19 protein-coding genes are annotated in these 23,024 nt (G+C 25.7%); 17 read left to right on the top strand and 2 right to left on the bottom strand.

Annotation, left to right across the window (positions count from 1 at the left end; genetic code table 11):
- Window positions 1-18 precede the first annotated feature (18 nt).
- The 17 genes from mraW (at window position 19) to ligA (ending at window position 19,308) form a co-directional block, all read left to right on the top strand.
- Window positions 19-195: a 16S rRNA (cytosine(1402)-N(4))-methyltransferase gene (mraW, locus tag ABXT52_RS05255; protein WP_415271522.1), complete on the top strand. Its 177-nt coding sequence runs from the start codon at window positions 19-21 to the stop codon at window positions 193-195.
- On the top strand, window positions 116-1,030 hold the full coding sequence (gene rsmH / locus ABXT52_RS05250) for a 16S rRNA (cytosine(1402)-N(4))-methyltransferase RsmH (protein ID WP_415272527.1): 915 nt from the start codon (window positions 116-118) through the stop codon (window positions 1,028-1,030). Before mraW ends, rsmH begins: the two co-directional genes overlap by 80 nt.
- Window positions 1,027-1,335 carry a cell division protein FtsL gene (locus ABXT52_RS05245; RefSeq protein WP_415271521.1) on the top strand — a complete coding sequence of 103 codons (309 nt, stop codon included), beginning with the start codon at window positions 1,027-1,029 and terminating at the stop codon, window positions 1,333-1,335. The genes rsmH and ABXT52_RS05245 overlap by 4 nt, the downstream gene beginning before the upstream one ends.
- On the top strand, window positions 1,322-3,004 hold the full coding sequence (locus tag ABXT52_RS05240) for a peptidoglycan D,D-transpeptidase FtsI family protein (protein ID WP_415272526.1): 1,683 nt from the start codon (window positions 1,322-1,324) through the stop codon (window positions 3,002-3,004). The genes ABXT52_RS05245 and ABXT52_RS05240 overlap by 14 nt, the downstream gene beginning before the upstream one ends.
- Before the next feature lie 7 nt (window positions 3,005-3,011).
- The gene (murF, locus tag ABXT52_RS05235) at window positions 3,012-5,858 is read left to right on the top strand and encodes a bifunctional UDP-N-acetylmuramoyl-L-alanyl-D-glutamate--2,6-diaminopimelate ligase MurE/UDP-N-acetylmuramoyl-tripeptide--D-alanyl-D-alanine ligase MurF (RefSeq protein ID WP_415271520.1); all 2,847 of its coding nucleotides are present in this window, start codon (window positions 3,012-3,014) and stop codon (window positions 5,856-5,858) included.
- A complete protein-coding gene (gene mraY / locus ABXT52_RS05230; RefSeq protein WP_415271519.1) occupies window positions 5,848-6,933 on the top strand; it encodes a phospho-N-acetylmuramoyl-pentapeptide-transferase in 1,086 nt (361 codons plus the stop codon). Before murF ends, mraY begins: the two co-directional genes overlap by 11 nt.
- On the top strand, window positions 6,933-8,228 hold the full coding sequence (murD, locus tag ABXT52_RS05225) for a UDP-N-acetylmuramoyl-L-alanine--D-glutamate ligase (RefSeq protein ID WP_415271518.1): 1,296 nt from the start codon (window positions 6,933-6,935) through the stop codon (window positions 8,226-8,228). Before mraY ends, murD begins: the two co-directional genes overlap by 1 nt.
- Window positions 8,225-9,349 carry an FtsW/RodA/SpoVE family cell cycle protein gene (locus ABXT52_RS05220; protein ID WP_415271517.1) on the top strand — a complete coding sequence of 375 codons (1,125 nt, stop codon included), beginning with the start codon at window positions 8,225-8,227 and terminating at the stop codon, window positions 9,347-9,349. Before murD ends, ABXT52_RS05220 begins: the two co-directional genes overlap by 4 nt.
- A complete protein-coding gene (locus ABXT52_RS05215) occupies window positions 9,350-10,420 on the top strand; it encodes a UDP-N-acetylglucosamine--N-acetylmuramyl-(pentapeptide) pyrophosphoryl-undecaprenol N-acetylglucosamine transferase (RefSeq protein ID WP_415271516.1) in 1,071 nt (356 codons plus the stop codon).
- Window positions 10,410-11,804, top strand: coding sequence for a UDP-N-acetylmuramate--L-alanine ligase (gene murC, locus ABXT52_RS05210; RefSeq protein WP_415271515.1), 1,395 nt, complete (start codon window positions 10,410-10,412; stop codon window positions 11,802-11,804). Before ABXT52_RS05215 ends, murC begins: the two co-directional genes overlap by 11 nt.
- Window positions 11,774-12,712, top strand: coding sequence for a UDP-N-acetylmuramate dehydrogenase (gene murB, locus ABXT52_RS05205; protein WP_415271514.1), 939 nt, complete (start codon window positions 11,774-11,776; stop codon window positions 12,710-12,712). The genes murC and murB overlap by 31 nt, the downstream gene beginning before the upstream one ends.
- Window position 12,713: 1 nt before the next feature.
- Window positions 12,714-13,628, top strand: coding sequence for a D-alanine--D-alanine ligase (locus tag ABXT52_RS05200; RefSeq protein WP_415271513.1), 915 nt, complete (start codon window positions 12,714-12,716; stop codon window positions 13,626-13,628).
- On the top strand, window positions 13,609-14,286 hold the full coding sequence (locus ABXT52_RS05195) for a cell division protein FtsQ/DivIB (protein ID WP_415271512.1): 678 nt from the start codon (window positions 13,609-13,611) through the stop codon (window positions 14,284-14,286). Before ABXT52_RS05200 ends, ABXT52_RS05195 begins: the two co-directional genes overlap by 20 nt.
- Window positions 14,286-15,395 (top strand): cell division FtsA domain-containing protein, encoded by a 1,110-nt coding sequence (locus ABXT52_RS05190; protein WP_415271511.1) that lies wholly within the window; start codon window positions 14,286-14,288, stop codon window positions 15,393-15,395. Before ABXT52_RS05195 ends, ABXT52_RS05190 begins: the two co-directional genes overlap by 1 nt.
- 64 nt (window positions 15,396-15,459) lie before the next feature.
- On the top strand, window positions 15,460-16,380 hold the full coding sequence (gene lpxC, locus ABXT52_RS05185) for a UDP-3-O-acyl-N-acetylglucosamine deacetylase (RefSeq protein ID WP_415271510.1): 921 nt from the start codon (window positions 15,460-15,462) through the stop codon (window positions 16,378-16,380).
- A 39-nt stretch (window positions 16,381-16,419) separates the two neighbouring features.
- Window positions 16,420-17,277 carry an outer membrane protein assembly factor BamD gene (locus tag ABXT52_RS05180; protein WP_415271509.1) on the top strand — a complete coding sequence of 286 codons (858 nt, stop codon included), beginning with the start codon at window positions 16,420-16,422 and terminating at the stop codon, window positions 17,275-17,277.
- Window positions 17,278-19,308, top strand: a complete 2,031-nt coding sequence (gene ligA, locus ABXT52_RS05175) for an NAD-dependent DNA ligase LigA (protein ID WP_415271508.1) — start codon at window positions 17,278-17,280, stop codon at window positions 19,306-19,308.
- Here the strand turns inward: ligA and ABXT52_RS05170 are convergent.
- The gene (locus ABXT52_RS05170) at window positions 19,291-20,985 is read right to left on the bottom strand and encodes a M24 family metallopeptidase (RefSeq protein WP_415271507.1); all 1,695 of its coding nucleotides are present in this window, start codon (window positions 20,983-20,985) and stop codon (window positions 19,291-19,293) included. The two genes, ligA and ABXT52_RS05170, sit on opposite strands and share 18 nt — an antisense overlap.
- The gene (locus ABXT52_RS05165) at window positions 20,982-23,018 is read right to left on the bottom strand and encodes an ATP-dependent helicase (RefSeq protein WP_415271506.1); all 2,037 of its coding nucleotides are present in this window, start codon (window positions 23,016-23,018) and stop codon (window positions 20,982-20,984) included. The genes ABXT52_RS05170 and ABXT52_RS05165 overlap by 4 nt, the downstream gene beginning before the upstream one ends.
- Between the last annotated feature and the right edge of the window lie 6 nt (window positions 23,019-23,024).

Here is a 23,024-nt window from a genome sequence, read left to right as displayed (position 1 = left end):
TGGTCTTCAAAAAAATAAATGATAGCCACCATAATACCAGATATGAGAAATCATTATCCGGTATTGCTAAGTGAAATAATTAGTATTATTACCCCTCAATATGGTGGCACATTTATTGACTGTACGTTCGGTCAAGGCGGATACACAAAAAAAAATACTAAATTTTCCAGCAACAAAAGTAATTGCATTAGATAGAGACTCAGACAGCTCTATAAAAGCTCAAGAACTTCAAAATAGTTTTGAAGATAGGCTGTTATTTAAAAATATCAAATTTAGTCAATTAAATAACTTGAAGTTAAAGGATGAAAATATCAAAGCTGTAATCTTTGATTTAGGGTATTCATTGAATCAGATTAAAGACCCAAAAAAAGGTCTTTCATTTGATACTGTAGGTGAACTTAATATGAAAATGGGTATAAATGAATTTTCAGCAAAAGAAGCAATTAATCAATTAGATGAAAAAGAACTTACAAAGATATTTAAATATTTTGGTGATGAAGCAGACAGCAAAAGAATAGCACACAATATTGTTGAAGACAGGTCCAAAAGAAAAATCACAACAGAAGAACTAGTTAGAATTATAGAGTCTTCGAAAAGAAAAAGAAATTATAAGACGCATAGTGCAACTAAAGTTTTCCAAGCATTAAGAATATTTGTAAATAAAGAAATTAGTGAACTAATTTATGGATTAATTAATGCAGCTAAAGTTGTTAAAAAAGATGGTGTTATTGCAGTTGTAACATTTCATTCTCTAGAAGATAAAATTGTTAAATATTTTTTTAAAAGTTTGTCTGAAAATAAAAGTATCTCAAGACATATGCCAAAAGCTGAAGAAAAATTAAATTTATTTAAATCTGTTATAAAAAAACCAATAGTACCAAGTGATAAAGAAATTAGAGATAATCCACCCTCTAGATCAGCCAAGTTACGTTATGTAATTAAAAAAGAAGACTTTTTCGATTTTGAAACAGATATTTTGGATAAATTTAAACATTTAATTGACATCGAGAATTTGTCAAAAAAACTATGAAACAATTAGTTTTAGTTGTTATTTTTGTATTAATACTGATCACATCACTTGTTAAAAATTCTACAAAAGAAATAGAGGATCAAATTTTTGCAATCAATGAAAACATAAGATCTTTAAAATCAGAACTTGAAGATATGCTGCTTGAGTTTAATTATTTAAGCTCGCCTGAAAAATTAGTTCAGTATCAGACACAATATTTTGAAAAAGATTTAATTAAAATTGAAATTATGAATATTAAAGAAATCATTGAAAATAATGAAACTGTAGAAATAAACGACCTAATCAAAAAGAATAGCAATGAATAATAAAAAAAATATTATTTTAGAAGAATATGAAAATGAATTTTCGTATAAAAAAAGTAAAACAAATTTAGATATACAGTTTAATAGAATAGCCTTTATTTTTTTTGTTTTCTTAATGATTTCAATAATTTACTCAATACAATTACTTCATTTAGGCTCATTAAAGTCAGATGTTAAGACAAATTATGCACCAAGCATAAAAGATTATAGAGCAGATATAATTGATAGAAATGGAAATTATTTGGTTAAAACTGTTAGCTCGATTGATATTGGTATCAGCCCAATAGAAGTAATAGATAAACAAAAATTATTAATTAATTTAAAGTGGATTTTCCCTGAGAAAGATTACGTTGAAGTTGAAAAAAAACTTAATAAAAATAACTTTTTTAAGTTTGAAAAAAAAATATCTTTAACAAATTATCAAAAAATTATGTTTCTTGGAGATAAAGCAATTAGATCTGAGGAAAAGTTAACTAGAATTTATCCACAAAAAAACCTTTTTAGTCACATTATAGGACAGATTGATAATGAAAATAATGGAATTTCTGGTTTAGAAAAATCTTTTGATGAAAAATTAAAACAAAAAAACAAGCCACTACAATTAACAGTGGATGCTGATATACAATTTTTAATTAGAGAAGAGTTAGTAAAATTTCAATCTATATTTAGAAGTAAAGGTAGCGCTGCAATTTTAATGAATGTTAATAATGGAGAAATTATATCTATGGTTTCATACCCAGATTTTAACCTTAATAAAAGAAAGAAGATAGTTGATCTCAACTTTATTAATAGGGCAACAAAAGGAGTGTATGAATTAGGTTCTGTGTTTAAAACTTTTACAGTTGCCGCTGGACTAGAAGAAGGATTAATTGATATTGATACAGAATTTTTAAATTTAGAAAAAAGATTACAATGTGGAAAAAGTACCATATCTGAATATGACAATAAAATACCATCTGATCTTACTGTAGAGCAAATTTTAATTAGATCTGGTAACGTAGGGTCCGTAAGGATTGGACAGAAATTAGAAATTATCAAATTAAAAAATTTTTTAGAAAAAATTGGTGTCTTAAAAAAAATAAAATTTGATATAGATGAAGTTGGTGAACCTATTCCATTTAAATGGGGAAAATGTAAACTTGCGACAGTATCTTATGGGCATGGAATAACCACAACGCCATTACAATTAGCAAAAGCTTATGCTATAATTTCAAATGGTGGTTTTGATATTGAGCCTAGTTTAATAAAAAAAGACTTAGAAAATTATCAACAAAAGAAAAGAATTATAAAAGCAGGTATTTCAGAAAAAATAAACACGATACTTAGAAAAATCGTAACCACCAAAGAAGGCACAGCGGGCCTTGCAAATATTGAGGGTTACGAAGTTGGTGGAAAAACTGGGACTGCTAATAAAACATCTATGGGTGGTTATTCTAAAGCAAAAGTTAATACATTTGCAGGTATTTTTCCCATCTCAAATCCTAAATATGTGTTGATAATTTTACTTGATGAGCCGAAAACATCATCAGATTACATATATGAATATAAGAATAAAAAAGGTTCATACAAAGGCACACCATTTAATACAGCAGGGTGGACATCTGTTGAAGTAGCTGGAAAAATCATAGAAAAAATTGGGCCTATTTTGGCCACAAAACATATAGAAAATTAATAATTATATGTTGATTGGCAATTTCCTTAAAAATATTAAAAAAGAATTTAAAAATCATCAGTTTACTGGCCTTAGTTTTAACAGTGAAGATTGTAAAAAGGATTATATTTTTTTTGCAATTAAAGGAACAAAATTAGATGGAAGTAAGTTCATTGATCATGCAATTAAAAAAGGTGCAAGAGTTATTATTTCAGAGCAAAAATTTGAAGGTATTAAAAACAAAGTACTATTTTTAAGATCAAAAAATATTAGAAAAGTATTATCAGAATTATCGTATAAGATAAAAAAAAATATACCTAAAAATTTAATTGCTGTAACAGGAACAAATGGTAAGTCATCAATTGCAGATTTTTATTTTCAATTGTTAAACTTAAGTAATAAAAAAGTAGCCTCTATTGGAACATTAGGAATTAGGACAAAAAATAATTTAAAGAAAATTTCTAATACAACATTAGATCCAATTGGATTAAGCAAAATATTAAATAAATTAAAAAAACAAAAAATTGATAATGTTATAATGGAGGCTTCTAGTCATGGTCTTAAACAAAATAGACTTGATGGCTTGAAATTTAATACTGCAATTTTTACAAATTTGACTCATGATCATTTAGATTATCACAAAACATTTATTGATTATCTTACATCAAAATTATATCTATTTGAGAAGCTATTAAAACCTAGAGGAACCATCATTACTGATAGTAAGATTCCAGAATATAGAAATTTAAAAAAAATATCGCTAAATAATAGATTTAATCTTCAGGTTTTATCAAAAGGTAATAATGGAATAGATATTTATTCACATCAATTTAAGGACGATAAACAGATAATTGAAATTAAACACAATCGAAAACATTATAAATTACAAACAGACTTAATTGGTAAAATTCAATTAAAAAACTTATTTATGGCAATGCTTGCTACTAAAAAAAATGATTTAAAATTTGATAAAATAGTGAAATTAGCTTCAAGGGTAAAATCAGTAAGTGGTAGGTTTGAGAAAATTGGAACTATAAAAAATAGATCAAAAGTTATTTTAGATTATGCTCATACACCCGATGCACTAAATACTTGTTTGTCTAATTTGAAAGAACAATTTGAAAATAAAAGAATTTTCATTGTATTTGGATGTGGGGGTAATAGAGATAAAGACAAAAGATCCATGATGGGAAAAATAGCCAATCAATACTGTGACAGAGTTTATCTAACTGATGATAATCCAAGAGATGAAAACCCAAAAAAGATAAGATTAGCTATTAAAAAAACCATAGATAAATCAAAAGTTTTTGAGATTTCAAGTAGGTCTAAAGCTATTCATAAGGCTATATTTGACTTAAAAACTGGTGATATCTTAGTAATTGCAGGCAAAGGTCATGAGCAGACACAAGATTATGGAAAGTTTGTAAATAAATTTTCTGACAGATTAGAAATACTAAAAAATATTAAATTAAAAAATAAAGTTCTTTCAACCAATCTTAAAATGAATATTTTAAAAGAGATAAGCAACTCTCATCAAATTAACTCAAATATAAAAATAAATAATGCATCAATTAATTCCAAAACAATAAATAAAAATGACATATTCTTTGCAATAAAAGGAAATAATAAAGATGGAAATTTGTATGTTAACGAAGCTTTCCAAAATGGTGCATCACTAGTAATAGCTAATAATCAAAAAAAATCTAAAAAAAAAATTATAGTAGATAATACGTTACAGTTTTTAACAGAGGCTTCATCAAAACTAAGAGAAAATTTATCTAGTAAAATTATATCTATAACAGGCAGTTGTGGAAAAACGTCCCTTAAAGAATTGTTGGGAAAAACTTTAAGTAAGATTAATAATGTAACTTATTCTCCAAAATCTTTTAATAATAAATTTGGAGTACCATTAAGTTTATTTAATCTAAGAAAAAATGATGAATTCGGTATTTTTGAAATTGGAATGGATAAAAAGGGTGAGATTGACTATTTATCAAAAATTATCAAACCTGATGTTGGTGTTATTACAAATATTTCCTATGCACATATTAAGAATTTTAAAAATATTCATCAAGTAGCTTTAGCAAAGTCAGAAATTATTAATAATATAAAAACAAATGGATTTCTTGTTTTAAACAAAGATGACAGATTTTACAATTTACATAAAAAAATTGCTAATAAAAAAAAGATAAATATTTTTTCATTTAGTTTAAAAAATAAATCAGCAGATATTTTTTTAAAAAAAATAGTTAAAGAAAAATCTAAATATAAGATACTTGTAAATGTTAACAAAAAACAAACCTATTTTTATGTAAAATCAATTTTTGAAAATAATTTAAAAAACTTATTAGCAGCAATTGCGATTATATCAATTTTTAAAAATACACAAAAATTAAATAAAAATATATTTCTTGATTATGAGATAACGAAAGGTCGTGGAGATATAACAAAAGTTAAATTAAATAAAAAGAGTATTTATATTGTAGATGAAAGTTATAACTCTAATCCGTTATCATTAAAATCTGCTATAAAAAATTTTGATGAATTAAAAATTGATAACTCTAGAAAAAAATTAATACTGAGTGATATGTTAGAGTTAGGAAATTATTCGAAGAAACTTCACTTAGAGATTGGGAAAGAAATTAATAAAACTACCCTTAAAAATATTAACGTAGTGGGTAAACATATTTTACATACTTATAAAAACCTTGATAAGCACCGTAGAGGGACCATTTTGAAAGATAAGTCTAAAATAATTGATTTGATTAAAAGTAATTTAAATAATAATGATTATTTAATGATTAAGGGTTCAAACTCTACTGGACTTTACAATCTAGTTAATAAATTGAAAACTGGTAAGTTTAATGCTTTATAGTCTTATTACTCAATTAATTGATCAATATAGTTTTCTAAATGTATTTAAGTATTTAACATTTAGAACGGGGCTTGCAATGTTTACGTCAATGTTTGTGGTTTTATTAATAGGCACTCCTTTTATTAAATTTTTTTCAGCAAAAAAAATCTTAAACCCAATAAGAGATGATGGTCCTACTGAACATATAGTTAAGAAAATTGGAACACCAACAATGGGGGGTGTCTTAATTTTACTTGGACTATTTTCAGGAATATTACTTTGGGGAGATCTATCAAATTATCATATATGGTTTTTGTTATTTATTGTTTCAGGGTTTGGGCTTCTAGGTGCATATGATGATTATAAAAAAATTAAGTTTAAAAATTCATCTGGTGTTTCATTTAAATTTAAGATTATTTCTCAAGTTTTAATAGCCATTGTTGGAATATTTGGTTTAACTCAATTATCTCAAAATACTGAACTTACAAACTTATATTTTCCTTTTTTTAAAGATTTAATTATTAATCTTGGATGGTTTTTTATTCCATTTTCTGTTTTTATAATTGTTGGATCCTCCAATGCAGTTAATTTAACAGACGGTTTAGACGGCTTAGCAACAGTGCCTGTGATATTAGTGGCAGCGTGTTTTGCATTTATTAGCTACTTAACTGGTAATATCGTATTTTCAGAATATTTAAATATTCCCTATCTTGAAGGTATGGGGGAAGTCTCAGTTTTTTGTGGATCAATCATAGGAGCTTGTTTAGGATTTTTATGGTTCAATGCACCACCTGCTAAAATTTTTATGGGTGATACTGGCTCATTAGCATTAGGTGGATCTTTAGGGGCAATTGGTATTATTACTAAACATGAGATTGTTTTAGCAATAACAGGTGGGTTATTTGTACTAGAAGCTGTGTCAGTTATAATTCAAGTATTTTCATTCAAATTAACAGGTAAAAGAATTTTTAGAATGGCACCTATACACCATCATTTTGAAAAAAAAGGTTGGGCAGAATCAACAGTTGTAATTAGATTTTGGATTATATCAATAATCTTAGCAATGATTGGATTAGCGACATTAAAACTTAGATAATGTTAAATCTAGAAAAAAATTTTTTAAAAAAAAGAATATTGATTTACGGTCTGGGTAAAAGTGGTCTATCCACTTATAGTTTTTTAAAAAAAAGTAATGTTATTAGTTTATTTGATGATCAAATAATGGCTAAAAAAAAAATAAAGGATATCCACATAACATACAAAGAAATAATTAAAAAGGAATTTGACTGTATTATAATTAGTCCAGGAATAGACATTAATAAGTGTAAATTAAGTAGATTTTTAAAAAAAAATTATAAAAAAATTTATACAGATTTAGACATTTTTTATAGTCGATATACCAATAATCAAAAAATAACTATTACAGGTACAAATGGAAAGTCAACAACTGCTAAGCTTTTGTATGATATTTTAAAAGACCAAAAAAAAGATGTTCGTTTAGTTGGCAATATAGGTAACCCGATTTTACTGGAAAAAAAGATCAAAAAAGACACTTTATTTGTAATTGAGGCCTCATCGTATCAACTAGAATACAGTAAGTTATTTAAGACAAATTTATCCATAATCCTAAATATTGCACCAGATCACCTTGAAAGACACAAGACTATAAATAAATATGTAAGTGCTAAATTTAAATTAATAAAAAATCAATCTAAAAATGATATTGCAATTTTAAATACAAAAAATTTTTATATTAAAAGAGAATTAAAGAAAAAAAAATTTGCACCATCAATTCTTAAAATAGAAAAATATACAAGCAATAAGTTTATTAAAAAAATTGATAATTATTATTTTGATACAAATGGTAATAGAGAAAATTTGACATTTGTAATGAAGGTTTCAAAACTATTAAAATTAAAAAATGATCTGTTATTAAAAACATTAAAGAATTTTAAAGGATTAAGTTTTAGACAAGAAATAATTCATAATTCTAAATTTTTAAAAGTTATTAATGATTCTAAGTCAACAAGCTTTTCTTCATCAGAAAGATTATTGAAATCTTTAAAAAATATATATTGGATAATAGGTGGTTTACCTAAAAAAGGAGATAAATTTTTAATTAAAAAAAATGATTGTAAAAATATCAAGTTATATATTTTCGGTAAAAATCATAAATTTTTTATTAATCAATCAAAAAATAAGATGAAGTTTCAATCATTTTTAAATTTAAAGACTTTAATTGCTAAGATTTTTTTAGATATTAAAAATGAAAATAATTTTATTAACAAGACAATTCTTTTTAGTCCAGCCTCTGCATCATTTGATAGTTTTAAAAACTTTGAAGAAAGAGGTAAATATTTTAATAAACTTATAAAAAATTATATAAAATGATAAATATTAGTTTGCTTAATTCAATATATTATAACTGGTGGAAAAATATAGATAAAACAATTCTTTTATTGATATTTTTTTTATTTAGCTTGGGTTTATTTTTTTCTTTAGTTTCAACTTCATTAATTGCTTCTGATAAATTAGATACAAATAATTATTTTTTCTTTTTTAAACATTTGGCCTATATTTTCATTGGATTGTTAACTTTAGTGTTTTTCTCTTCTCTAAGTGAAAAAAATCTTTTTAGAATCTCTATTTATCTTTTTTTTATTACTTTATTTTTTTTATTTTTAGTCCCAATTTTTGGTACTGAGGTTAAAGGATCAAAAAGATGGCTAAATCTCTTCTTTCTTCCTCAATTTCAACCAATTGAATTACTAAAACCATTTATAATTATTTTTGTAGCAACAATTTTATGTAGTGAAAAAAATTATAATATTTTTATCAAATATTTATTGACTATTATTGCCATTATCCCAACTGGCTTACTATTAATAATACAGCCTGATATTGGTCAAACACTTTTAGTGTTTTTATCTTGGGCAATATTAGTTTTCATATCTGGCATAAACCTACTATTCATTTTATTGTTCATAAGTTTTTTTATTATAACCCTGTTATATGTAGTTTTTTTTATCCCAAAATTTATTTATATTAAAAGTCGTATTCTTTCTTTCTTTAACTCTGATGGCGGAACCCATAATTTTCAATCTGATAAAGCTATAGAAGCAATTAGTAGTGGTGGGTTTTTTGGTAAAGGAATAGGAGAAGGTACCTTAAAAACAAGAGTTCCAGAGGCTCATACTGATTATATAGTTTCAGTTATCTCTGAGGAGTTTGGTGTTATAGCAATAATATTGTTATTAATTTTATTTTTGTTTTTTATTTACTCTGTTTTTAAAAAAATTTATTTAGAAAAAAATGAAAAAATTAAACTAGTGCTAACTGGAGCAATAAGTCTAATAATTTTTCAAGTATTAATACATCTTGGGGTGAACATAAGACTGTTTCCCACAACAGGAATGACATTACCATTTTTAAGTTATGGTGGTTCTTCAATTGTAGGAGTTTCAATATTATCTGGAATAATTTTAAATTTAACAAAAAGAAAAATTGATTAGATGAACAAAAAAATATTAATTAGTACTGGTGGATCTGGAGGTCATGTTATACCTGCAACCATAATATACAAACATCTAGAAGGTAATTTCGACGTTTCAATGACATCTGACTTCAGAGGTGTCAAATTTTTAAACAAAGATGAGTACAATTTAAAAATATTTAATGTGAGGCAAATTTCAAAAAATTTACTAACAATGCCATTTGATTTTTTTTTAATGATAATTTCGATTTTTAAATCTATTTCTTTCTTAAGAAAAAATAAAATTGATACTTTAGTTTCGACAGGTGGATATATGTCACTCCCTTTATGTGTGGGTGCTAAAATTTTGAATATTAAGCTGTTGTTATTTGAACCAAATATGATTTTAGGTAGATCCAACAAATTCTTTATAGGTTACTGTCAAAAAATATTTTGTTATTCTAATAATGTCAAAAAATTTCCTATTAAATTTAAAAATAAAATTAAAGTAATTCCAGCATTATTAAGAAAAAATTTTTATGATAAGAGGGATAACAATAATACCATAGATACAATTAATTTACTTATAATAGGCGGTAGTCAAGGAGCTAAAATATTTGATGACTTAGTTAAAAATACAATTATTGAATTATCTAAAAAATATAAACTAAAAATTTATCAACAAACTAGTCCTATTAACTTTGAAAGTTTTAAAAAAACTTATGAAAACAATAATATTAATTGTGAATTATTCAATTTTAATAATGATGTTATAAATTTTATGCAAAAAACAGATCTATGCATTACTAGAGCAGGTGCATCAACGTTAGCTGAGTTAAATTTTACTGAGATTCCTTATTTAGTAATACCTTTGCCAACCGCAAAAGATAACCATCAATTTGAAAATGCAAATTTTTATAACAAACTTGGCTTCAATTGGTTACTAAATCAAGAAGAAATAGATGAGAAAATATTACTCGATAAATTAATTAATATTATTGATAATAAAGAAGAATATCTTGCTAAAAAAAAGAACATGAAAGATTTTAACTATGAAAATACATGGAATAATATAAATCTGAAAATTATATCTGTTATTAATGAAAATTGAACTAGCTAAAACTGAAATTATACATTTTGTTGGGATAGGGGGTATTGGAATGAGTGGCCTTGCACTCATTATGAAAAGAATGGGGTTTAATGTCCAGGGTAGCGACGTTCTTGCAAATAAAAATATTGAAAGATTAAAAAGAAATAAGATCAAAATTACAATTAGTCATACTAAAAAAAATATAGCAAAAGCAACAATTGTTGTCATTTCATCAGCTATTAAAAATAATAACCCTGAATTAATTGAAGCCAAACTAAAACAATTACCGATTTATAAAAGAGGAGAGATGTTGGCAAATATAGTCTCTTTAACAAAAAATATAGTTGTTACAGGTTCACATGGAAAAACAACAACTACGTCTCTATTAGCCTCAATATTTTCAAAAACAAAATTGGACCCAACAATTATTAACGGTGGTGTCCTTAATGCAATAAAAAATTCTGCAAAACTAGGTAAAAGTGATTGGTGTATATTAGAGGCTGATGAGTCAGATGGTAGCTTCATACATGTACCACCAACTTATTCTATAGTAACAAATATTGATCGTGAGCATATGGATTTTTATAACTCAATGAAAGATCTTAAAGAATTATTTATTAGATTTATCAATAAAGTCCCTTCGTTTGGGAAGTCTTTTATTTGTATAGATGACAAAAACAATAAAGATTTATTAAATAAATTAAAAATGAAGAATTATTATACATATGGAATTGACCATAAATCAAATTTTTGTATTAAAAATATAAAACAAGAAAAAGAATATTCCCAATATGATCTTGCTATAAATTTGCCAGGAAAAAAGAATTTAACTATAAGAAAAATTAAATTACCATTATTAGGAATTCACAATATTAGAAACTCTACTGCAGCAGTAGCTGTGGCATTAACTATTGGAATATCACAAAATATTATCAAAAAAGGATTAAAAGAATTTAAGGGTGTTCAAAGAAGATTTAATAAAATTTTTACACATAGAGAAACTAATTTTTATGATGATTATGCCCACCATCCAACTGAAATTAGAGAAGTGCTAAATGGTGTGAGAGCTGCTTATAAGAAAGAAGAAGTGATTTGCATATTTCAACCACACAGAATTTCCAGACTAAAAGATCTTAAAAAAGAATTTAGCTTATCATTTAAAAAAGCTGATGTTGTAATATTATGCCCTATATATACAGCTGGAGAAAAAATAAAATTAGGTTTTAAATATAATAATTTTGCAAAAGATATTATTAAACATTCAAAAGTAAAACTGTTTATGGTTGAGGATCAGTATCAATTAGCAAAATTTATTAAAAATACTATTTTTGGTAAAAAGATAGTTGTTGGTATGGGTGCAGGTACAATTTCAACATGGATGAGACAATTACCAGAATTGATCTAATGAGTATTGAAGAAATAAGAAAATTTTCAGATGAAATTAATAGTAAAATTCACTTTGATTATGATTTAAAAAAGAGCAATTGGTTTAATATTGGTGGACAAGCCAAAGTTTACTTTAGGCCAGATAGTTTACCTGACTTAATTTTGTTTTTAAAAAGATTTGGAGAAAAAGAAAAAATTTATATTTTGGGTGCAGGCTCGAATACCCTTATATGTGATGAAAAATTTGACGGCGTCGTTATTAAATTAGGAAAAAATTTTTCCAATATCTCCATATTGCCAAATGATGTCATAATAGCAGGTAGTGCATGTCTCGATAAAAAGCTTTCTGATTTTGCGCTGAACAATGGAATAGGTGGATTTGAATTTTTAGCATGCATACCAGGTACCATAGGAGGCGGACTAAAGATGAATGCTGGATGTTTTAATAAAGAATTTAAAGATGTGCTAGTATCAATCCAAGCAATTGATAAAAATGGGAAAGTTTTAACAATACCAGCAAGTAAAGTTATATTCAAATACCGAAGTAATGATTTAAAAGAGGACTTAATTTTTTTAAGTGCATCGTTTAAAGGATCAAGAAAAAATAAAGAAGAAATAAAAAAAGAAATCTTAGAATTAAAGGAAAAGAAAGATAATACACAACCAACAAAATTAAAAACAAGTGGCAGTACATTCAAGAATCCAATTAATCAAACTGATAAAAAAGTTTGGGAATTAATAAAAGAATCTGTAGCACTGGATACCAGCTTTGGAGATGCGCACATTTCAAACAAGCACTGTAATTTTTTTGTAAATAAAAATAATGCTAGCTTTGAAGATATGAATAAATTGATTGAATTTGTTAAGACAAGTGTCGAAAAAAAAACTGGAATAGTATTAGAAAAAGAAATTAAAATTTTAAAGTAAAATGAAAAAAAAAATCTTAATATTATCTGGTGGTATATCCAAGGAACGGCTAATTAGTTTAGATACTGGAAAACAAGTTGCCAAAGAGCTAATCAAAAATGGATATAAGGTTTTAATTAGTGAGCCTGATAAAAATCTATCAAAAGACATTACTTTATTTAAACCAGATATTATTTTTAATGCGCTACATGGACAATTTGGTGAGGATGGATACATTCAAACAATTTTAGAGACTAAAAAAATTCCATATACCCACTCTGGTATAATTGCATCATCTATAGCAATGGATAAAGAAATTTCAAAAAGAATTTTTATAAAAAATAAAATACTTACTCCGAAATATATTAAATTTAATCATAAAAAAAATAAGCTTAATATTATAAAATTAATTGAAAAAAAATTAGAATTCCCTGTAGTAGCAAAACCTATAAATGAAGGGTCCAGTGTTCATGTATATATTTGTGACAAGACCAATATAATAAAAAATCTAAAAGCATTAAAAGGTTATAATGAAATATTAATTGAGAAATTTATACCAGGTAGAGAAATCCAAGTTGCAATAATGGATAATAAAACACTTGGTGTAATTGAACTTGAACCTAAAAGAAAGTTTTATGATTATGAGGCAAAATATAATTCTAGCGCTAAGACTAAGCACTTAATTCCTGTAGATTTGAGTAAAAATAATCTAGCTAAAATTACTAGTATAGCAAGAGAAGCTCATAAAATTATAGGCTGTAAAGGCGTTACGAGATCAGACTTTAAATTTTTTAATGGGAAGTTTTATTTACTAGAGATTAATACTCAGCCTGGAATGACTAAACTTTCATTAGTCCCCGAGATTGCAGCACATAAAGGTATAAGTTTTATAAAATTAATTGAATGGATTCTAAAAGATGCATCAATCAACAGGTAAAAAAAATAAAATAATAATTTATTTATTATTTTTATTCATTTTAAGCACTACTAGTGCAAAGTTTATAAACGATCAAAAAAAATTACCTTTATCAATAAGTAAAGTTAAAATTTCAGGTCTTCCTGAGAGAAAAAATTCAGAGATCTTAAATAACCTTAATAATCTTTTATACAAAAATATATTTGTCATTAGTGAAGATGAAATAAGAAAAATTTTAGAAAAACATAATATTATACAACAGTTTAATATAAAAAAAATTTACCCATCAACACTTAACATTGAAATTAAACCAACTAAATTTATTGCTCGAATTTCTAATAATAGTCAATATCTAGTAGGCGCTAACGGTAAGTTAATTAAAGATAAAAGTAACAATGAATTACTCCCATACATCTTTGGTGAATTTAATTCTCATGATTTTTTGTCATTTAAAAAAAATATCGAAAAATCATTGTTTTCTTTTTCAAATTTAAAAGAAATATCTCTTTTCCCATCAGGTAGGTGGGATATTTTAACTGATAAAGATATTTTGATTAAGCTACCACAAGAAAATATTGTAGCATCATTAAATTTATCTAAGAAACTTATCAATAATGATAATTTTAAAAATTATAGATTTATTGATTTGAGAATAAAAAATCAATTAGTTGCCAAGTAATGAGTGATAAAAAATTTCAAACAATAATTGACTGTGGCTTTTCAAAAATAAGAGCAGGTGCATTTAATGAAGAGGGCATGAATAACCCTTTTTTTATTGAGAGTAATTTTTATACAGAGCAATTTAATCTTAAATTAGATATTCAAAAAATTATTGCATCACTAGAAAAATCTACAAATGAATATATTGATAATATAGATTTGATGATAGATAGTTCAAAAACGATTTCTGTTGCAATTTCTGTATTTAAAAAAATTGAAGAACTAAAATTAAGACAAGATGATATTTTATTTTTAATTCAAGAAGCGAAGCAACAAATAAAAAAATATTATTCGGATTATAATATTGCACACATAATTATAAATAATTATAAAATTGATAATGATGATTATTCTGAATTACCAAATGAAATTAATTGCAAATTTATATCACTAGATATTATTTTTATATGCCTTCCAAGAGAGTTAGTACTTAGCTTTAAAAATATTTTTTCAGAATTAAATATATCAATTAATCAAATAATTTGTACTAGTTATGCAAAATCAATCAATTATAAAAATAATTTAAGTTTAACAGGAGAGGTATCTTTCATTGATATTGGTTTTAAAAAAACATCAATTATTTCCTTTCACAATGATAAATTAATTTTTTTGGACACTCTGCCAATAGGTGGAAATCATATCACAAAAGATATTTCTCTACTTTTAAAAATTGATATTAACGAAGCGGAAAAACTTAAATTAAATTTTGAAAAAAATAACTCACAAGCTAATAATCCAAATTTTTCTTTTGAAATGCTACAAAAAATAGCCTTTGCTAGAACAGAGGAGATTTTGGAATTATGTGATAAATCTCTTGCCTCAAATACAGAGATAAAGACTCAATCTAAAATGATACTGATGGGGGAAGGATCAAAAATTTTAGATAATAAATTTAAAGATAAAATTTCATTTTATAAAGATATTGATTTTTTAGAGGAAAATCTAGGAGATGTTTGTCAGTCTGGTTACAAACTAAGAAAAATATATGACAAACAAGAGGTTGTAGTTGTGCCAAAAAAACAAATAAAACAGGGATTTTTTGAAAAGCTTTTTCACTTATTTAGATAAAATAGTATTTTCCTGTAACATTTCTTGTTTTTCTTAATTTAGCTCAACTACTTATAAAGCTTGTGTGTCTATTTTAAATCAAAAAACTATCAATAAAAATATCACGTTCAAAGGTGTTGGTCTTCATGGTGGTTTAGAAGTAACAATGACTTTAAAACCAGCTGTACCAAATTCTGGAATAATTTTTAAAAGAACTGATCTTAAAAAAAATAATATAATTATCCCTAATATATTTAATGTTAGTAGTGCATTATTTTGTACAACCATCTCTAATGAAGAAGGTGTAAGTGTGTCTACTTTAGAGCATTTAATGGGAGCTTTATTTGGATTAGGTATTGATAATGCTTTAATTGAAATTGACAACTATGAAGTGCCTATACTAGATGGATCTGCAAAGATTTTTGTAGAAGAAATATTAAAAGTAGGAATTAAAACAAGCAGTGTTCCAATAAAAATAATTAAAATTGAAAAGAAAATTGAATTTATAGATGGAAATAAAAAAATCAGTATTGAACCAAGTAAAGTTAGCTTAGATATAGATTTTGAATTAAAATATGAAAATACCCTTATAGGTGAACAAAGAAATTCAATAAAAGTTTATGAATCCGATTTATCAGATATTTATAATTCTAGAACGTTCTGTCTTTATGAGGATGTAGAAAAATTAAAAGAAATGGGCCTTGCCAAAGGAGGCAACCTTGAAAATGCTGTTGTAGTAAAAGATAACAAAGTTTTAAATGAGGGTGGACTTAGAAATGAAAAAGAATTTGTAAATCATAAAATTTTAGATTGTATGGGTGATTTGTATTTAGCTGGATATAGAATAATTGGTAAAATAGTTTGCAGTCAAGGTGGGCATAAGCTTACCAATCAATTACTTAGAGAAGTTTTTGAAAATGATCAAAATTTCTCTTTGATAGAAATAAAAGAAAAGAGTCTTCCACATGCTTTTATTAACAAAAGTAACCTAAGATCTATTGCATAAAGATTAGAGTTTTTTTAGTTTTATGTTAATAGATTAAGAATGAAAAAGCTTTTTTACATATTATTATTAAGTTTAAGTATTTTTTTAACCTCATGTAACAAGGAAAAAAAAATTTCTGTTATTAATGAAGACGATATAAATTTACAAATGATTTCACTATACGAGGAGGGTTATGAGGAATTATTGAACGGAGATATTTTGTACGCAGCAAATAAATTTAATGATGCAGAATCAATTTTTCCACAATCAGAATGGGCACCAATGGCCTCTTTGATGGCGGCTTACGCCTATTATTCACAAGATTACTATTTTGAAGCAATTGACCAAATAGAGAGTTATATGAAAAAATATCCAAATCATATTGATATGGATTATGCACACTTCATTTTAGCTATGTGTTATTATGAAAATATTGTTGATGAAAAAAGAGATTTACAACCATTACTTAAATCAAAAAAAGAATTTGAACTAATAATAACAGAATATCCTAATACTGATTTTGCTTTAGATGCTAAATTTAAATTAGAACTTATCGAAGATAAGCTTGCAGGAAAAGAAATGTTTGTAGCTAGACATTATCTAAAAAGTAAAAAATGGATACCGGCTATAAATAGATTTAAAACAATATTAGAAAATTATGAGACAACAGTTTATGTTGAGGAAGCATTATATAGATTGGTTGAAATAAATTATAGACTTGGCTTAATAGATGAGTCAAAGAAATATGCAAACTTATTAGGATATAATTATGGTTCTAGCGAATGGTATAAAGCATCGTATAAAATATTTAATGAAGATTATGTTTATGACTATAAAAAAGTTAAAAAATTAAAACAAAAAGATAAAAGAAAGATTCTATCAAAATTTAAAGCTAAATTTAAAAAAATTTTTGATTAAATGAATGATGCTTTAGTTAGAAAAGATTATCTTAAAAAAATACGAAAAATACATAAACTAAATAAAGCCTATTACGAAGATAGTGTTCCGGTAATTAGTGATCAGGAATATGACTCATTAAAACAACAAATAATTGACCTTGAAAATAAATATAAATTTTTAAAAAGTAAACTTTCACCATCAATTTCAGTAGGCTTTAAACCATCTAAAAATTTTAAAAAAATAAAACACAAAGTTCCAATGCTATCACTTGGAAATGCCTTCAATGAAGAAGACTTAAGAAATTTTGAAAAAAAAATAATTAATTTCCTAAGTTTAAAAGATACAAATTCAATTGAATATAGCGCTGAACCCAAAATTGATGGAATATCTGCATCCTTAATCTATGTTAATGGGAAATTAATAAAAGGACTTTCTAGAGGAGACGGTAATGAGGGTGAGGATATTACTCAAAATTTAAAAACCATTAAGGATATACCTTTAGAAATTACTAAGAATAATTTTCCAGAAGAGATAGATATTAGAGGTGAAGTTTTTATAGAAAACGATGATTTTAAAAAAATTAATGCCAAATTTGCAAACCCAAGAAATGCTGCTTCCGGATCACTAAGACAAAAAAATTCATTAATAACATCAGAAATTCCACTAAGATTTATTGCCTATACTTATGGTTATGAAAAAAAAATGAAAATCAATAATCAAACAAGTTTTTTAGAAAATTTAAAATTATGGGGTTTTAAAATAAACCCATTTAACAAAAAGATTATTGGTGTTAAAAATTTAATTTTAAATCATAGAGAATTAGAGGAAAAAAGAAAAGAGTTGGCATTTGATATAGATGGAATTGTTTATAAAGTTAATGATTTTGCTCTGCAGAAAAGATTGGGCTTTGCTGCAAATGCACCCAGGTGGGCTATAGCACATAAGTTTTCAGCAAATAGCTCAATTTCTGAAATTATGAATATTGAAATACAAATTGGTAGAACGGGCGCACTTACTCCAGTTGCAAAGATTAAACCAGTAAATATTGGGGGAGTAATAGTTTCAAATGCAACACTTCATAATGAGGATGAAATTATCAGAAAAGATATAAGGATAGGGGACACTGTTACAGTTGAAAGAGCCGGAGATGTAATTCCACATGTTGTTTTGGTGGATTTAAAAAAAAGAAAACAAAATTCAAAAAAATTTATTTTTCCACTAAATTGTCCATCTTGTGGGAGTAAAACGATTAAAGACTATAATGAAATAACTAAAAAACAAGATGCTGTAAGAAGGTGTGCTAGTGAGGGATTTGAATGTGAAAAAATTGCCATAGAAAGGATTAAACATTTTATTTCTAAGGATGCATTTAATATAGATGGATTTGGGAAGAAAATAGTTGAAAATTTTTGGAACTTAAAATTAGTTAGACTTCCACAAGATATATTTCAACTTAATTATGATAAAATAGAAGAACTTGAAGGATGGGGGAAATTATCAGTTGCTAATTTAAAATTTTCAATTGAAGAAAAAAGAAATATTTCTTTAGAGCGATTTATTTATTCATTGGGTATAAGGCATATAGGACAAGAAAATGCAAAGCTTATTGCAAGACACCTTAAAACATCACTTAATTTTTTTCGACTATCAAAAGAAAATAATATTGAAAATTTATTTAATATTGATGGAATTGGGATTACGCAAATTCAATCAATCAAAAAATTTTTCTTAAATAAAACTAATCTTAAAGTGCTATTTGAGTTAGAAAAAAAATTGTTAATCAAAAATGTAATTTTAGCAAATAATAATGGATTGTTAAAAAATAAAACTTTTATGTTAACTGGGAAGTTAAATGGAATAAGCAGGGCGGAAGCAAAATCATTGATAGAACAAAATTCAGGAAAAATAATTAGTAACGTTAATAAAAAACTTGATTATTTAATTGCTGGAGACAAACCAACTCTAAAAAAAATAAACACAGCTAAGGAGTGGAATATAAAAATTATTAATCAGACAGAATGGTTAAAAATGTTAAATAAGAGTGGCTAACCACTTTCTTTCTTTTTTATTAAGCAAACCAGAAAATTCTGAATAAATATTTAAATGATATTTAAATAAATAATTTTTTTCTATTTTATTTAATAGCTTGTAGTTAATTAAATCTTTTTCTAAAGGAGCAAGTGTAAGGTTTTCAAAATTAAAGCTTCTTCTGGTTTTTTTGGCATAGATTAAGTTTTCGATCCTAATACCAAAGCGGTTTTTTTTATAAAAACCAGGTTCATTACTTAGGATCATTCCATTCTTTATTTTTATAGAATTATTTTTTGATATTGATTGAGGTCCCTCATGAACATTTAAAAAAAAACCTACTCCATGCCCTGTTCCGTGGGCATAGTCTTGACCCTCTCTTTTTAAAAATTTTCTAGCTTTTATGTCAATTTTTTTTCCAGTATCATCTTTTTTCAAGTTTATTGAGGCAACGGCAATATGACCTTTTAGTACGTTAGTATAAGCATTTTTGATAAACTTTTTTTGTTTTGAGAATGAAATAGTCCTAGTAACATCTGTGGTTCCATAATGATATTGTCCACCAGAATCTACCAATAAAATGTCTTTTTTTTCAATTTTTTTAGTTGTTTTTTTATTAGCTCTATAATGAATAATTGCACCATTTGAACCAGCACCAGCAATAGTATCAAAACTTGGAAATAAATAATTTTTATTTAATTTTCGAAATTTTTCTAATTTATTTTGTGCATCTACTTCTGTTATTTTTTTTTTGTTAATATTCTTAATCCAATAAATAAACCTTGTTAATGCTAAACCATCTTGTTTATGTGCTTTGATCATATGTTGTATTTCGATAGAATTTTTGATGGATTTTAGTTCATAAATTGGATCATCAAATTTAAGTATATTAAATTTAGACTCAATTATTTTTTCATAAAAAATTGAACAAGTTTTACTATCAATAATAAAATTTTTACCATCTAACTTATTTAAAAATGTTGGAAGTGATTTGATTGGTAAAATTTGATTTTTTTTAATTTTTCTATCTAGGATAATTTTTTTTAAATTATTTTTGTTTGATATTAAAAATATTTCTTTTTTTTTATTTAATATTAGCCTTGCATTTACAATTGGGCTATTTGGATTGTCATATCCTCGTATATTTAGAAGCCACGCAACATTTTCTGGCGCAGAGATGAAACAATAATCTGCTTTGTTATTTTTAAGAAATCTTACAACTTTAGAAATTTTAGACCTATAATCTTCGCCTACAATTTTCTTATCCAAAGAATAGAATGGTTTTGTTTTTTTTTCTTTAAATTTATATATTTCATCAACTAAATTTTGATCAATGGAAACCAGATTATTATTTATAAAATACTTATTAAGTAATTTGGATGTAAATAATTTTGGATCATAACCTAAATTAAAATTTTTAATAATAGAATGAGGTTGTTTTTTATGAATTTCAATTATTTTAAAATTTTTTGATGATTGTTGATGCGCTTGAATAGTATATCTCCCATCAACAAATAAATAATTTTGTTTTTTTAAAATTACTGCAAATCCTGCCGAGCCTGAAAAACCTGTAATATTTTTTAATCTATCATTTTTTGCATATTCAGAAAAATATTCATCATTTTTTGGAATAATGTAGCCATCAACACTATGGTGTTTAAATTTATTTCTTAAAGATTTTATTTTTTGTATAATCATTTAATTCGTTTTTGATATCTTATCCATCCTGGACTTCTTGTTCCTTCCTCAATTTCAAAATCTTGATTAAACTCAAAATCATCTTCATTATCTTTGGCGTCGTCAAAAAAAGAATTTTTTTCTAAAAATTTTTCTGGTAGTTCTTCAATAAACCTTGAAGCCATACTGTCTATCCAATTTCCCTGATAAAATCTATTCATAGCAAAAGATATAAGTGCTTTTTTTTTGGCCCTTGTTATCCCCACATAAGCCAATCGTCTTTCCTCTTCAAGTCCATTTTGACCTTTTTCTTCAATAGATTTTTGGTGTGGAAAAAGACCTTCTTCCCAGCCTGGTAAGAAAACTACATCAAACTCAAGTCCTTTGGATCCATGCATTGTCATCATGTTAACCTTTTCCCCATCCCAGTCTTGATCTACTGAAGTTGCAAGAGCAACATGCTCAAGAAAACCCTCCAAATTATCAAAATCTTTCATTGCACTTAAAAGCTCCTTAATATTTTCAAGTCTATTTTCATTTTCTAAGTCTTTTTTATTTTTTAACATACTTGAATAGCCAGATTCATCTAAAACTAATTGTAATAATTTAACGTGACTAATTTTTTTTATATTAATATCATTCCTCCATTTATCTATGAGGAATAAAAAAGAACTAAGCCCAATTTTAGTTTTGGGTTTAATTAAATTCTCTTCAATTAATTTTTTGGAAGCAATTTCTAAGCTAACAGCGTTCGTTTTTGAAAACTCATGTATTAATTTTAAAGTACTATCACCGATGGCTCTTTTAGGATTATTCACTATTCGATCAAATGCCAAATCGTCTTTTGGCTGATGTATCAATCTTAAATAACCAACACAATCCTTTATCTCTGCTCTTTCATAAAATTTTGTTCCACCAAGAATTCTATAAGGTAAACCAATTTTTAAAAATCGTTCTTCAAATTCTCTTGTCTGAAAAATAGCTCTAACTAAAATAGCAATATTGTTAAAAGAATATTTTTTTTTAAGTTTTTTTTCAATTTCGTCAGAAACTCCTATTGCTTCATCTTTTCCATTTTTAAAACAATTAAGCTTTACAAGGTCTCCTTCTTCCATAGTTGTCTTTAAAGTTTTCCCAACTCTGTTTTGATTATTAGCTATAAGATTTGATGCAACAGATAATATATTTTGTGAAGAACGATAATTTTCTTCTAACCTTATTACTTTTGAATTTTTATATACTTGATCAAATTCTAAAAAATTTTTTATTTCTGCTCCACGCCAACTATAAATGGATTGATCATCATCTCCAACACAACATAAATTTTTATGTTTTTCTGAGAGTAGATTAAGCCATCTACTTTGAATATAATTAGTGTCTTGGTATTCATCCACAAGTATATATTTAAAATTATTTGAATAAATATTTCTTATATCATGATTTTTTTCTAAAATTTTAACTACGTGTAAAATTAAATCTCCAAAGTCACATGCATTTAAATCTAATAACTTTTGCTGATAGATTTTATATAGAGGAAGTATAGTTCTCTCAAAAATATCATTTTTATTGATAACGACATCATCTGGGTAAAACCCTTTATTTTTCCACCTGTCAATAATTGAAAGTATAAACTTTGGGGCTAATTGCTTTATGTCTATATTTTCAGCTTTACATATATTTTTGATTAATCTTACCTGGTCATCTGTATCAATAATTGTAAAATTAGAAGTTAATCCAGCCGCAGGTGCATGTTTTCTTAGAAGCTTAGCACAAATAGAGTGAAAAGTGCCCAGCCAAGTTAGGCCTATTGCTTCTGAGTTAAGTATAGCACTCACTCTACTCTGCATTTCTTTTGCTGCTTTATTAGTGAAAGTCACAGACAGTATTTGATTGGGAAAAGCCTTCTTTTCGTTAATAATATGAGCAATCCTAGAAGTTAAAACTTTAGTTTTTCCAGAACCTGCGCCTGCTACTATTAATAAAGGCCCGTCTAGATATAAAACAGCTTCTTTTTGGGCGTTATTAAGATTATTTAAATATTCTGAGTTTACCATTTTTTA

The organism is Candidatus Pelagibacter sp. Uisw_121, from assembly GCF_047722545.1.
In the GTDB taxonomy this organism is placed as follows: Bacteria; Pseudomonadota; Alphaproteobacteria; order Pelagibacterales; family Pelagibacteraceae; genus Pelagibacter.
The sequence above is the reverse complement of the archived record's forward strand: the minus strand, read 5'-3'. Positions and strand labels throughout refer to the sequence as shown.

Coding starts and splice junctions, on each gene's coding strand:
- mraW (WP_415271522.1), top strand. CDS start 19: ATGATAGCCACCATAATACCAGATATGAGAAATCATTATCCGGTATTG.
- ABXT52_RS05245 (WP_415271521.1), top strand. CDS start 1,027: ATGAAACAATTAGTTTTAGTTGTTATTTTTGTATTAATACTGATCACA.
- murF (WP_415271520.1), top strand. CDS start 3,012: ATGTTGATTGGCAATTTCCTTAAAAATATTAAAAAAGAATTTAAAAAT.
- mraY (WP_415271519.1), top strand. CDS start 5,848: ATGCTTTATAGTCTTATTACTCAATTAATTGATCAATATAGTTTTCTA.
- murD (WP_415271518.1), top strand. CDS start 6,933: ATGTTAAATCTAGAAAAAAATTTTTTAAAAAAAAGAATATTGATTTAC.
- ABXT52_RS05220 (WP_415271517.1), top strand. CDS start 8,225: ATGATAAATATTAGTTTGCTTAATTCAATATATTATAACTGGTGGAAA.
- ABXT52_RS05215 (WP_415271516.1), top strand. CDS start 9,350: ATGAACAAAAAAATATTAATTAGTACTGGTGGATCTGGAGGTCATGTT.
- murC (WP_415271515.1), top strand. CDS start 10,410: ATGAAAATTGAACTAGCTAAAACTGAAATTATACATTTTGTTGGGATA.
- murB (WP_415271514.1), top strand. CDS start 11,774: ATGGATGAGACAATTACCAGAATTGATCTAATGAGTATTGAAGAAATA.
- ABXT52_RS05200 (WP_415271513.1), top strand. CDS start 12,714: ATGAAAAAAAAAATCTTAATATTATCTGGTGGTATATCCAAGGAACGG.
- ABXT52_RS05195 (WP_415271512.1), top strand. CDS start 13,609: ATGCATCAATCAACAGGTAAAAAAAATAAAATAATAATTTATTTATTA.
- ABXT52_RS05190 (WP_415271511.1), top strand. CDS start 14,286: ATGAGTGATAAAAAATTTCAAACAATAATTGACTGTGGCTTTTCAAAA.
- ABXT52_RS05180 (WP_415271509.1), top strand. CDS start 16,420: ATGAAAAAGCTTTTTTACATATTATTATTAAGTTTAAGTATTTTTTTA.
- ligA (WP_415271508.1), top strand. CDS start 17,278: ATGAATGATGCTTTAGTTAGAAAAGATTATCTTAAAAAAATACGAAAA.
- ABXT52_RS05170 (WP_415271507.1), bottom strand. CDS start 20,985: ATGATTATACAAAAAATAAAATCTTTAAGAAATAAATTTAAACACCAT.
- ABXT52_RS05165 (WP_415271506.1), bottom strand. CDS start 23,018: ATGGTAAACTCAGAATATTTAAATAATCTTAATAACGCCCAAAAAGAA.